A 12,803-nucleotide genomic window follows, 5' to 3' on the forward strand; every position below is an offset into this window, starting at 1 on the left:
CAACTAGCATATGTTAGTTGGATTTTTTTATGTAAAATAACAAAACATAGAAAGGAGAAACTTATATTTTAGGAGTATAATTATGAAGCTTATGACTGGTAAGTTGTTTTGGGATACAGGAGTTTCTATGCCTTGTTATCCATCGTTAGAAAATGATATGATATGTGATGTGCTTGTAGTTGGAAGTGGCGAAGCAGGTACTCAAATAGCGTATTCGTTAGTGAAAATTGGAATGCGCGTTACACTTATTGAAAAAAATATGATTTCATGTGGTAGCACAGCTGCTAATACAGGGTTATTACAATTTCTTCATGATAAATCGTTAACCTCACTTATCCATACATTTGGCGAAGAAAAAGGGGTGCGAGCATATAAGCTTTGTTACGAAGCGTTACGAACAATGGAGAAAGTTGTACCGACTCTCGATATCGATCCCCAGTTTATTCCGCGAAACAGTTTATATTATGCAAGTAAAAGTGAAGATGTCTCATTTTTACAAGAGGAATACAAAACGTTACAGAATTATGAGTTTCCAGTTGAGTATTTTACAGCATCTGATATTAAGGAACGTTATCCTTTTACAAAACAAGCGGCATTATATACACACGGTGATGCTGAGGTAAATCCGTATTTATTAGCGCATAGCCTTTTGCATAAAGCAAATCAAATGGGTGCTACTATATATGAACATACAGAGGCCATACATATAAAAAAACGTCAAAATGATTTAATTTGTTATACGAAAACAGGAAATCAAATTGTAGCAAAGAATATTATTATGGCGACGGGTTATGAAGCACTTTTCGGAAAGAAAGAAAAAAATACAACAGTGGAAACATCATATGCAGTTGTGACAAATAAGGTAGATTCATTTGAAGGCTGGCATGAGCAATCATTAATTTGGGAAACAGCAAGGCCTTATTTATATTTTAGGACGTATGAAAATCGTATTATTGTAGGTGGATTGGATGAAGTAATGAAAATTCAAACAATCGGTGATACGAAATTATTGCATAAGCGTGATGTCCTTATTAACATTATAAAAGAGATGTTCCCGCAGTATAAAGATATACAGGCGGAGTATTATTGGGCGGCAGCATTTGGCGGTAGTCACGATGGTCTCCCTATTTTAAAAGAAGATAATAAGATACATAATTTATTTTATGCATTGCCATATGGAGGTAACGGAACTGTGTATGGAATGGTATTTGCTAAAATATTTGAGCAGTTATTTACAAATAAAGAAAGTGAAGGTTTTTCTTTATTTAATCGATAGAAAAAAGGTAGCGAAGTGATGGAATGAGAGATATAAAAAAGTTTTTACAAAAATTGCGTCCTGTACAACTCATTGTTTTGTTTTATTTATTAGCAGTAGTTGTATCGGTAATATTACTTAGTTTACCGTTTGTTACAAAGGCTGATGTGAAATGGACATTTATCGATGCCCTCTTTACATCTGTTAGTGCGGTAAGTGTTACGGGACTGTCTGTTGTTACGATTTCAGATACATTTACTACGGCAGGAATTATTATTTTAGCCCTTATTTTACAATTGGGTGGCTTAGGAATTATGGCGTTAGGTACATTCGTTTGGATTATAACAGGAAAAAAGATTGGTTTGCAGAGAAGAAGACTGATTATGGCAGACCATAATCAAGGGAATTTATCAGGTCTTGTAGAATTGATGCGTTCTATTTTAATTGTAATTATTTCAATAGAGCTTATTGGAGCAATATTATTAGGTACAAGATTCTTACTTTACTTTCCAACTTGGCAAGAAGCTTATTTTCACGGTTTCTTTGCAGCTGTTAGTGCAACTACGAACGGCGGATTTGATTTAACAGGACAATCGCTAATTCCGTATAAAAAAGATTACATTGTTCAAATGATTCATATGTTACTTATTATTTTAGGAGCAATTGGATTCCCTGTATTAATGGAAGTGAAACAATTCCTTAGTAAAAGGAGACAGCAACTATTTCGTTTTTCGTTATTTACAAAATTGACGACAACAACATTTTTTGCGCTCGTGGTCGTTGGAACGATTATGATTTTTTTACTAGAACGAAATCATTTTTTAGCAGGAAAGTCATGGCATGAAACAGTTTTCTATACACTGTTCCAATCTGTGACGACGCGAAGCGGGGGACTTGCTACAATGGATATACTTGAATTGTCACAACCGACGCTTTTATTTATGAGTATATTAATGTTTATAGGAGCATCTCCAAGTTCGGTTGGGGGCGGGATACGTACAACAACATTTGCTGTCAGTATATTGTCACTATACACTTTTGCAAGAGGCGGGAGAACAGTTAGAGTCTTCAAACGTCAGCTACATGAAGAGGACGTGCTGAAAGCATCTGTTGTTATGACAATGGGGATTTTATTATGTGCCACAGCACTATTTATTTTATCTATTACGGAAAATGTACCGCTTATGAGTTTAATTGTTGAAGTCTGTTCTGCTTTCGGGACGACAGGACTATCGACAGGTATTACGCCAGATTTAACAACTGTTGGTAAACTTGTACTCATTGTACTTATGTTTATCGGGCGTGTCGGTATTTTAACATTTATACTAGCTAGTGGTGGAAGAGAACAGCCACCTCGCTATAAATACCCGAAAGAGAGAATTATTATTGGATAGTATGAAACCATTCTACCTATGTTAGGTAGAATGGTTTTTTAGTCGTTAATGCCAAATTGCGGATGCATAAAAGTATCCTTCTTATTATCTCCTTCTTTTTTTAGTAACTCTTGATTTTCTTCTGAAATCCACCCAATATCATTTGTAGGATGGATCCATTCTTCTCCAGCCATAATGGCAGGGTCTACATCATCACTCCAATTGTGAAGTGGACTGTTCTCGGAATCATATTTACTGTCTCCGATTACGACGTCATATTGATTTATGAAAGGTTGTTGCATCTTCTTTCCTGTTCCTTTAAAAGATGGGAAATTCATTTGATGCGGGAGCGTTTCATCTAAAATGGGTGACTGGACTTTATCTTTCTTCTTCAAAATAAGAGCTCCTTTTTAGTATGATTTCTTCATATGTAGTATTTCCATCTAGCAGTTCTTATGTACTTGTTAACACTTGCCAGTAATAATTATTTTAGCTTGCTTCAAACTAGAGTAGAAAGTGAATTTTTGAGAGCAGGTGAATGTATTGGTAAAAAGAAAAGTGAAACAAAATGCGGCAATCAACAATAATAAAACTCCGAAAGAAAGCTTACCAGATGCAGAATTTGCATTAGAGTATGAAGGAGAAAATAGCGCGAAGTATGCAAATCGTAATTCAAAAAAAGGTAAGCAAAAGTGAGGCGTTTTTTACAAACGCCTCATTTTTTTGTGGGATTATAAAGGTTTTTTTAATTATTTGTAAATTTAGTGTTCATTATTAGCAGAAAAATGCGAAAAAACATAGAAGTAGCAACGTATTACACAAAAACAAACAACAAACAAAAGATTAATGTTGGTTTAATACTGCTTTTACACTAGTTGTTTATATTTGAGTTGTACATAAGATTTGTAAAAGGAGAGAGAGATAGTGAAAAAAACAATCTTTAAAGCTGTAGCAACTGGAATGGTATTTTCGTTATTAATGGGGTGTGGTGCAAAGAAAGAAGAAAGTGCTGGGGCAAAAGTAAAAGATGATAAATTATCTGGATCATTAACTGTTTACACAGCAATTGAAGAAGAACTTGTACCAATTTATCTTGATTCTTTTAAAAAGAAATATCCAGATGTGAAGCTGAATATTGTTCGTGATTCAACTGGAGTTATTACAGCGAAATTGCTAGCTGAAGGAAAAAATACACAAGCAGATGTTGTATGGGGAACTGCAGCTTCAAGTCTATTAGCTTTAGATAAAAAAGATATGTTAAAAGGATACTCTCCAAAAGGAGCGGATCGCGTTTTACCGCAATTTAAAGATGATAAACAACCAGAAAAATGGGTAGGAAATACTGCATTTATGACGGGGATTGCTATAAATAAAGAAGAATTAAAGAAGAAAAATTTACCGATGCCAGAATCATACGAAGACTTAACGAAACCAGAGTATAAAGGAACGCTTGTTATGCCACATCCAGCATCTTCTGGAACAGGATTTTTAACAGTTTCTGCATGGTTACAAATTATGGGTGAAGATAAAGGTTGGGATTACATGAAGAAACTTCATGATAATATGGCAACTTATACTCATTCAGGTTCAAAACCAGCGAAATTAGCGGGTGCGGGTGAATATCCAGTTGGTGTATCGATGGTTTATAGTGCTTTGAAAGAGAAACAAAAAGGTGCACCAGTTGAAGTTGTATTGCCAAAAGAAGGATTAGGTTGGGAAGTAGAAGCGAACGCACTTATTAAAAAAGATAATGCAAAAAATGAAAAATTAGCGCAAGCATTTTTAGATTGGGCAATTACTGATGATGTAATGAAGTTATACTTCGAGAAAAATGGATTTGCGACAATTAAAAATGATTATAAACTTCCAGATGGATTCCCTAAAGATGTGACGGAAAAGTTATACAAAAAGAACGACTTTAAGTGGGCAGCAGAAAATCGTGACAAAATTTTAGAAAAATGGGAAAAAGAGTTTGGCCAAAAAGCAGAACCGAAAAAGTAAGTGAGTGGGAGAGAGAAAAAATGAGCGAATATTTATCAATTCAACACATTCAAAAACAGTTTGATGCATTTACAGCGTTAAAAGATATTTCTTTTACTGTGAAAAAAAATGAGTTTGTATGTTTATTAGGCCCAAGTGGTTGTGGGAAAACAACATTGCTTCGAATTTTAGCAGGGCTAGAAGAGGCGACAACAGGTAGTATAGCTGTGAATGGAAAAGATATTACAGCATTACCTCCTGGAAAGAGGAATTTCGGAATGGTGTTTCAATCCTATGCGTTATTTCCGAATTTAACAGCACTTGAAAACATTGAATACGGCTTAAAGACAAAAAAGTATGGAAAAGCAGAAGTAAAAGAAAAGGCGCTATCGGCGTTAGAACTAGTTGATTTACTGAATGTAAAAGATAAATATCCTGCTCAAATGTCTGGTGGACAACAGCAGCGAGTAGCACTTGCACGTGCACTCGCTCTGTCTCCGGATATTTTGTTACTCGATGAGCCGTTATCTGCTTTAGATGCAAAAGTACGTGAAAAGTTACGTAGAGAAATGCGTGATTTGCAAGAAAAAGTAGGAGTGACAACTATTATGGTCACGCATGATCAAGAAGAGGCATTAACGATGGCTGATAAAATTGTTGTAATGAATCATGCGGAAATTATGCAGATTGGCACACCAGAAGAGATTTACCAAAGACCAGCCAATCCGTTTGTGGCAGATTTTATTGGTTCTATTAATTTCTTTTCGAAAAATAACGAAGAATATGCAATTCGTCCGGAACATGTAACAGTCGTACAAAATAATGGTATGAAAACAATTGTAGAAAGCATGGAGTTTCGCGGATCTGTATATCGGACAGAAGTGCGCGTTATAGATGAGAAAACGCATCTATATAATGAGAAAATCGTTGTAGATATATTGGCATCAGAAGTAGAAAAAACAGTTATTAGGAAAGGAACGCCGATTCAAATCTCTTTCTCGGAAAATCATATGTTGTCATATGGAAAGAAGGTTGTTGTATAGATGGAGATGTTAGAAAATTTAAAGGTAGAAAGTACGAAAAAAAAGATTAAGAGACGTATCGGTAAAGAAGAGTGGGTACAAAGACTATTAATTATTGGTATGATTCTTGCTTTTTTGATTATGCTTGTATTGCCACTATTACAATTGTTTACACAAGCTTTTTATGATAAAGATGGAGTTTTCATTGGTGTTGCGAATTTCAGTAAATATTTCACAACCCCAACATTAGTTCAATCATTACAAAATACGATATGGATTTCGGGCGTGACAACAATTATTGCCGTGGCACTTGCTTTCGCTTACGCCTATGCAATCGCTCGTACGAATGTATTTGGAAAGCGTGTATTTCAATATGTCGCGTTGTTACCATTATTCGCACCAACGATGATGCATGGTATCGCACTTACATATTTATTTGGTAATCAAGGATTAGTAACGAAAGGGATGTTTGGTTTATTTGAAGGCATACAAATCCCTTTATATGGACCAGTAGGAATTGTAATGGCTGAAGTCATGTATACATTTCCGCAAGCATTTCTTATATTATTAATTGCTTTCCAAGGTTCTGATTATCGTTTATACGAAGCTTCTAATATGTTGGGAGCGAGTAAAATAAAGCAATTTCTCACTGTTACTTTACCTAGTGTAAAGTATGGATTAATTAGTGCGATGTTTGTTGTGTTTACACTTAGTTTTACTGATTTTGGCGCACCAAAAATTGTTGGTGGGCAATATAATGTACTTGCTACTGATGTATACAAACAAGTAATTGGACAACAAAATATGCCGATGGGGGCAACTGTCGGAATGATTTTATTAATCCCAGCTATATTTGCGTTTGCAGTTGATCGTGTTACACAAAGAAAGCAGGCAAATTTCTTATCTTCAAAAGCAGTGCCATATAGAATAACTGCTAATAAGAAAAGAGATGTAGCCTCGTTCATATATTGTAGTGTGATTACACTTATGATTATTCTTTTATTTGTGGCAGTTGGTATTGCGGCAAGTGTGAAAGTATGGCCATATAATATGAGTTTTACATTTGAACATTTTAATTTTTCGAGTTTAACAGGAGATGGACTTGAAGCATTTAAAAATAGTGTAATTGTATCAGCGGTAACAGCAGTTATTGGAGCAATTTTAACATTTATGTTCGCATATGCGATTGAAAAAATAAATCAGCTAAAGTTTTTCCGAAAAACAGGCTATTTTTTCTCAATCGTACCTTTAGCAATCCCAGGTCTAGTACTTGGATTGGGATACGTCTTTTTCTTTAGTCAACCAACGATTCAAATACTTGGATTATCAGTAACGAATCCGTTTCATTCTTTATACGGAACAATCGCTGTGTTAGTACTAGTCAATATCATTCATTTTTATTCTGTAACATTTGTTACGGCAACGACTGCTTTAAAGAAATTAGACCGAGAGTTTGAGCTTGTTTCGCAGTCGATGGGCATTCCGTTTTATAAAACATTCTTTAAAGTAACGGTACCAATGTGCTTACCAGCAATTTTAGAAATGGTCATGTACTATTTCGTAAATTCGATGGTAACTGTGTCAGCGGTTGTATTCTTATATGCAGCTGATTTTAAACTAGCGGCCGTATCAATCGTAAATATGGACGATGCAGGAAATGTAGCGCCAGCAGCTGCAATGAGTGTACTTATTGTTGTTACAAATATTGTAGTAAGAGTTGTATATGAATGGGGAACGAAAGCACTTCGGAACCGAACTTCACAATGGCAAAAAAGATAAAGTGAAACTTTAATCAGTGGGGGTGTTCCTCCCACACTGATTATTAGTTGAACCAATCGGGCGTTAACGGGCAGTTGATCTCCCACTTAACTTTTTTGCTCCAGCCGAATTTTGAGGGGGAAGTCTTACTGCCCGTTAACGCGGGATAAATAAGAAGGGTGATGGATTGTATGAAAATAGAAGCAGTTATTTTTGATTGGGCAGGTACGACAGTTGATTACGGATGTTTTGCACCACTGGAAGTATTTATGCAGATCTTCCATAAACGCGGTGTTGAAATTACAGCAGAAGAAGCCCGTAAACCAATGGGATTATTAAAAATTGATCATGTAAGGGCGCTAACAGAAATGCCTCGTATTGCGAGTGAGTGGAATCGCGTTTTCGGACAATTACCAACAGAAACAGACATTCAGGAGATGTATGAAGAATTTGAAGAGATTCTCTTCACTATTTTACCGCGCTATGCGTCGCCAATTCATGGAGTAAAGGAAGTGATTGCTTCTTTGCGCGAAAGAGGAATTAAAATTGGTTCAACGACTGGTTATACGAGAGAGATGATGGACATTGTAGCAAAAGAAGCAGCACTACAAGGATATAAACCTGATTTTATTGTAACACCAGATGATGTTCCTGCTGGGCGTCCATATCCGTGGATGTGCTATAAAAATGCGATGGAACTTGGTGTATACCCGATGAATCATATGATAAAAATTGGAGACACGGTATCAGATATGAAAGAGGGAAGAAATGCTGGTATGTGGACAGTGGGTGTAATTCTCGGTAGTAGCGAACTCGGCCTAAGTGAAGAGGAAGTGGAGAATATGGATCCAGTAGAGCTTCGTGAAAAAATAGAAGTAGTTCGTAATCGCTTTGTTGAAAATGGAGCGCACTTTACGATGGAAACGATGCAAGAACTTGAAACCGTAATGGAACATATTGAGAAACAACAACTTATTATTTCATAAAAGGGGAAGAGGATCATGACTGAAAATCACTACTTATTATTAACGCCAGGACCATTAACGACAACACAAACAGTAAAAGAAGTTATGCTATACGATTGGTGTACTTGGGATGTTGAATATAACACAATGGTGCAAGATGTAAGAGCTAAACTTGTATCGTTAGCAACGAAGGAAGAAGAGAAATATACGACTGTTCTTATGCAAGGAAGCGGTACGTTTTCAGTTGAAGCAGTAATTGGTTCTGTTATTCCTAAAAATGGAAAGTTGCTTGTTTGTACAAATGGTGCGTACGGTAAGCGAATTGTACAAATGGCAGAGATGTTACATATAGATGTGGTGATCAGTCAAACAGAAGAGTGGGAGCCTACTAATATTGTAGAAGTAGAAAAGATATTACAACAAGATAAAGAGATTACACATATTGCAGCTGTTCATTGTGAAACAACGACAGGCATTATTAATCCAATTGTAGACGTATGTAAATTAGGGAAGCAATACGGAAAAGTAACACTAGTTGATGCAATGAGTAGTTTTGGTGGTATTGAAATAGATATCGCTGAGTTGCAAATTGATTTTCTAATTAGTAGTGCGAATAAATGTATTCAAGGGGTTCCAGGGTTCGGATTTGTTATTGCAAAGCGCGATGAATTGTTGAAATGTAAAGGGCAGGCACGTTCATTATCTTTAGACTTATACGATCAATGGGAAACGATGGAAAATCAAAATGGAAAATGGCGTTTTACATCACCTACACATGTTGTACACGCTTTTTACCAAGCACTACTTGAATTAGAAAAAGAGGGCGGAGTAAAAGCACGTTACAATCGATATGATAACAATCAAAAATTATTAGTGAATCGAATGAGAGAAATCGGATTTAAGCCACTAGTAGATGAAAAATATCAATCGCCTATTATTACATCTTTCATTTATCCAGAAGAATGGTTTGATTTTGAGCAATTATACAATGAATTAAAGCGTGATGGATTTGTTATATATCCAGGGAAAATTTCAAAAGTAGATACATTCCGCATTGGAAATATCGGTGATGTACATGAGGCAGATATTAATCGCTTAGTTGATAGTATCGCTAAAGGAGTTGTTATAGGTTGAAAGTATTTTGCTTAGGTGGAGCAGGAAAAATTTGTCGTGAAGCAATTTTAGATTTAGTGCAATTTTCATCTTTTGAGACGATTACGGTAGCTGATTTTAACGAAGAAGAGGGGCTTAAAGTAGTAGAATGGCTCAACGATCCTCGCGTTGATTTTGTGAAAGTAGATGTAACGAATCATGAGGATACGGTTGCAAAAATGAAGGGCTATGACATTGTAATGGATGGTACAACAATTAAGTTAAATGGATTATCTACTCGATGTATTGCAGAAGCAGGTTGTCACGGTGTGAATTTAAATGGATTTGGTGAAGAAAATGATTCGCATTCTATATTTGTTCAAAATGGAAAAACATGTTTACCTGGGTTTGGTATGACACCAGGTGTAACGCAAATGATGGCGATGCATGCAGCAAATCAGTTACATACTGTAGAGTCAGTTCGTGTAAGTCATGGTTCATATCGTCCCATTGCTTTTTCTGCATCCATTACAGAAACAACGACATATGAATATGATCCACATTTGCCATCGCGTACAGTGTATGAAGATGGTGAGTTTAAGCAAGTGCCTCCGTTTGCGCGTCCAAGAGAAATTGAATTACCGGCGCCTTATGGTAAGGCAACGCAGTATATCATACCGCATTCTGAAACGATTACGTTAGCAAAAGCATTAGAAAATAAAGGCGTTAAACTAATAGAGACGAGAGGAACTTGGCCAAAGCAAAATATGCAGCTCGTACGTGCATTGTATGATTACGGTATATTGCGTAATGATCCAGTTGAAATAAATGGAAAAGAAATCGGTATAATGGATTGTATTTCGAAGTATTTATTGCAATCGAAAGAAGGACAAGAAACAGAGATTTACGGTTATGCACTTCATGTAGAAGTAATAGGTATGAAAAATAATGAGAAACAAAGACGCGTATTATATCATACACACCCGTTATCTGATGGATCTGTTGTAGGATGGGAAAAATTAAGAGCTTATACGAGAAACGTCGGTATTCCATTTGGGATTGCTACAGAGTTAATCGCAAAAGGGAATGTAAATAAAGTTGGTGTTGTGACACCCGAGGAAGCTTTTGTCAAACCACAAATTATTTTTGATGAACTAAAAAAGCGTGGTATTCATATTCACGAGGAAGTTTTCGTTGAAAAGGAAAGTTATAACTTTGTATAGGTAAGGCAGTGTATGAGGTAGAAATCAATGGGGTGAGGTTATGTCTGTAGTAGGTGAAGAAAGAAAGCGAACCATTCTTGAGAAGGTAGAGTTTAAAGGGAAGGTAAAGGTTTCAGAATTAGCGAGAGAGTTTGCTGTATCAACAGAGACGATTCGTCGTTATTTAGAAGAATTAGATCGTGAAAAGAAGTTGAAGAAAGTGTATGGTGGAGCAGTCCAACTTCCGGGAGCTGGAATAGAGGCACCAATGTTAGAACGAGAGATGCTACATATAGAAGAGAAGAAGCGAATTGGGTATAAAGCAGCAACATTTGTAGAAGATGGAGATGTTATTGCGATTGATGACGGAAGTACACCACTTCAAATGGTACCATATCTTGTACATCGCAAAAATTTAACGATTGTAACAAGTTCATTTCCAGTAGCGACACAATTAATTTCTTCTATTAATAAAAAGATGTTTCACGGTGAAGTTTTATTTATTGGTGGAAAAGTATCTCCAAAACATTCACGCGTATCAGGATCTATTTCGCAGCAAGTCATCCAGCAATTTCATTTTCATAAAGCATTTGTTTCGATTGATGGATTATTACCTGGTTTTGGAGTTTCTAGTTTTGAATTAGAAAAGGCGAAACTGTCAGAAGCGATGATGAAATTAGCAGAGAAAACATATATTTTATGTGATCATACAAAGGTAGGCGTAAAAGGAAATTACCGAATAGCAGCGTTTTCGCGCATTCAACATGTAATTTGTGATAAGAAAATGCCCTATAGTTTTGAACAGGAAGTTAAAAGGCATAATATTCAATGGACAATTTGTTAAATACGTGGAACTCCCACCTGATTGTGAGGTGGGAGTTTTACTGCTTGCAAATAGCGGGATAAAAGATTTGCATTTATGCAAAAAAAGTGGACACATTTTCCCATCTCTTTCATATAATTTACCAATACAAAAAAAGTTGGTCGAAGGAAAGAAGGGAAAGTATGTCAGAACGGATATATAATAAACTTGTCTTGTATGCAAATATTTTGCAAAAAATTGGTGTCATCAATGAGAAGGAAAAAAATGAAATTCTTCATACGATAGGTAAAAAAGCTCTTTGAATACAGGGCTTTTTTTATTTTTTACCTTTACAAATATAAGTTTAATGTAATATTCTCATTGACAATGATAATGATATTCATTATCATTTATTTGTAAGTGATTGATAAACGTTATCAATTATAAATATTATATATGATAGGGGACATTATTTTGAAAAAAAATTATATGAAGGCGCTAGTAGTAGCGACAACATTAGCAATTCCATTTGCTGCATACTCTACTCCAGCGTTAGCAGCAATAAAAATTGAAGCAAACCAATCGGTGGCGGCAGCTAGTGAACGTACATACGATACTGAGATTAAAATATATAAGGACCAAAAAGACGAGCCATCTATGGTTTCTCAATATATAAAAGATCCTAAAGTAACGATTGCGGACGGAAAAAAACTTGTAACTGTAACAATGCAAGATAGCGATTATTTTCAATACCTTAGAATAGAGGATAACAACCAACCTGGCGTATTTCATGATGTAAAAGTTTTGTCAGAAGATAAGAGGAAGAATGGAACGAAAGTAGTTCAATTTGAAATTGGCGAGTTTGAGAAGAAGCACAATATGCAAATGCATATACTTATTCCGGCTATTGGATATGATCACAAATATCAAGTTCAATTTGAAATTAAAGATCCAACTGTAGGTGACAAAGAAACAGAGAAACCAGATGATAACTCTAATTCAGGCAATACGGAAACGGATAATCCAGTTGATAATCAAAATATGATAACAGATAACAAATTAAGAGAGCTTGTTAATAAAAAAGTATTTAATAGAAAAGATTTAAATACACCAATCACGAAAGAAGAGTTATTACAAGTAAAGGACTTGTTTTTAAATACGAATGAGATACTGGATTATAGTGCATTAAAATATATGCCAAATTTAAAATCTTTAACAGTTGCGAATGCGAAGATAAAAGATCCATCATTCTTTACGAGCTTAAAACAATTGAAACATTTAGCTTTACGTGGTAATGAATTTTCAGATGTAACACCACTTGTTAAGATGGATAATTTAGATTCTCTTGATTTAA

12 protein-coding genes are annotated in these 12,803 nt (G+C 35.4%); 11 read left to right on the forward strand and 1 reads right to left on the reverse strand.

Going from position 1 to position 12,803, the window contains the following annotated elements; all coding sequences use genetic code 11:
- Window positions 1-82: 82 nt before the first annotated feature.
- The gene (locus MR079_RS18600) at window positions 83-1,276 is read left to right on the forward strand and encodes an NAD(P)/FAD-dependent oxidoreductase (protein WP_242294411.1); all 1,194 of its coding nucleotides are present in this window, start codon (window positions 83-85) and stop codon (window positions 1,274-1,276) included.
- A 23-nt stretch (window positions 1,277-1,299) separates the two neighbouring features.
- Window positions 1,300-2,649: a TrkH family potassium uptake protein gene (locus tag MR079_RS18605; RefSeq protein WP_001204696.1), complete on the forward strand. Its 1,350-nt coding sequence runs from the start codon at window positions 1,300-1,302 to the stop codon at window positions 2,647-2,649.
- 38 nt (window positions 2,650-2,687) lie between these two features.
- Here MR079_RS18605 and MR079_RS18610 read toward each other — a convergent pair whose 3' ends face one another.
- Entirely contained in the window at window positions 2,688-3,023 is a 336-nt protein-coding gene (locus MR079_RS18610) for a DUF3905 domain-containing protein (RefSeq protein ID WP_139869678.1), read from the reverse strand.
- A 148-nt stretch (window positions 3,024-3,171) separates the two neighbouring features.
- Between MR079_RS18610 and MR079_RS18615 the strand changes: the two genes are divergently transcribed.
- The 9 genes from MR079_RS18615 to MR079_RS18655 form a co-directional block, all read left to right on the forward strand.
- On the forward strand, window positions 3,172-3,324 hold the full coding sequence (locus MR079_RS18615) for a hypothetical protein (protein ID WP_000240799.1): 153 nt from the start codon (window positions 3,172-3,174) through the stop codon (window positions 3,322-3,324).
- Window positions 3,325-3,552: 228 nt separating this feature from the next.
- Window positions 3,553-4,629, forward strand: a complete 1,077-nt coding sequence (locus MR079_RS18620) for a putative 2-aminoethylphosphonate ABC transporter substrate-binding protein (protein ID WP_000750887.1) — start codon at window positions 3,553-3,555, stop codon at window positions 4,627-4,629.
- Window positions 4,630-4,649: 20 nt separating this feature from the next.
- Window positions 4,650-5,651: a putative 2-aminoethylphosphonate ABC transporter ATP-binding protein gene (locus MR079_RS18625; RefSeq protein WP_139869677.1), complete on the forward strand. Its 1,002-nt coding sequence runs from the start codon at window positions 4,650-4,652 to the stop codon at window positions 5,649-5,651.
- Window positions 5,652-7,409 (forward strand): putative 2-aminoethylphosphonate ABC transporter permease subunit, encoded by a 1,758-nt coding sequence (locus tag MR079_RS18630; protein WP_242294412.1) that lies wholly within the window; start codon window positions 5,652-5,654, stop codon window positions 7,407-7,409.
- Between the two features lie 170 nt (window positions 7,410-7,579).
- Window positions 7,580-8,374, forward strand: coding sequence for a phosphonoacetaldehyde hydrolase (phnX, locus tag MR079_RS18635; protein WP_139869675.1), 795 nt, complete (start codon window positions 7,580-7,582; stop codon window positions 8,372-8,374).
- A 15-nt stretch (window positions 8,375-8,389) separates the two neighbouring features.
- Window positions 8,390-9,487: a 2-aminoethylphosphonate--pyruvate transaminase gene (phnW, locus tag MR079_RS18640; protein ID WP_139869674.1), complete on the forward strand. Its 1,098-nt coding sequence runs from the start codon at window positions 8,390-8,392 to the stop codon at window positions 9,485-9,487.
- Window positions 9,484-10,668: a saccharopine dehydrogenase family protein gene (locus MR079_RS18645; RefSeq protein WP_242294413.1), complete on the forward strand. Its 1,185-nt coding sequence runs from the start codon at window positions 9,484-9,486 to the stop codon at window positions 10,666-10,668. Before phnW ends, MR079_RS18645 begins: the two co-directional genes overlap by 4 nt.
- A 40-nt stretch (window positions 10,669-10,708) precedes the next feature.
- Window positions 10,709-11,491, forward strand: coding sequence for a DeoR/GlpR family DNA-binding transcription regulator (locus tag MR079_RS18650; RefSeq protein WP_242294414.1), 783 nt, complete (start codon window positions 10,709-10,711; stop codon window positions 11,489-11,491).
- 414 nt (window positions 11,492-11,905) lie between these two features.
- Window positions 11,906-12,803 (forward strand): NEAT domain-containing protein (locus MR079_RS18655; RefSeq protein ID WP_242294415.1); only part of this gene is annotated, 898 nt, incomplete at its 3' end.

Source organism: Bacillus cereus group sp. BfR-BA-01381 (genome assembly GCF_022663555.1).
GTDB classification, from domain to species: Bacteria; Bacillota; Bacilli; order Bacillales; family Bacillaceae_G; genus Bacillus_A; species Bacillus_A pacificus.

Excerpts from the sequence above, each read along its gene's own strand:
- MR079_RS18600 (WP_242294411.1), top strand. The coding sequence starts at position 83 with ATGAAGCTTATGACTGGTAAGTTGTTTTGGGATACAGGAGTTTCTATG.
- MR079_RS18630 (WP_242294412.1), top strand. The coding sequence starts at position 5,652 with ATGGAGATGTTAGAAAATTTAAAGGTAGAAAGTACGAAAAAAAAGATT.
- phnX (WP_139869675.1), top strand. The coding sequence starts at position 7,580 with ATGAAAATAGAAGCAGTTATTTTTGATTGGGCAGGTACGACAGTTGAT.
- MR079_RS18625 (WP_139869677.1), top strand. The coding sequence starts at position 4,650 with ATGAGCGAATATTTATCAATTCAACACATTCAAAAACAGTTTGATGCA.
- MR079_RS18650 (WP_242294414.1), top strand. The coding sequence starts at position 10,709 with ATGTCTGTAGTAGGTGAAGAAAGAAAGCGAACCATTCTTGAGAAGGTA.
- phnW (WP_139869674.1), top strand. The coding sequence starts at position 8,390 with ATGACTGAAAATCACTACTTATTATTAACGCCAGGACCATTAACGACA.
- MR079_RS18605 (WP_001204696.1), top strand. The coding sequence starts at position 1,300 with ATGAGAGATATAAAAAAGTTTTTACAAAAATTGCGTCCTGTACAACTC.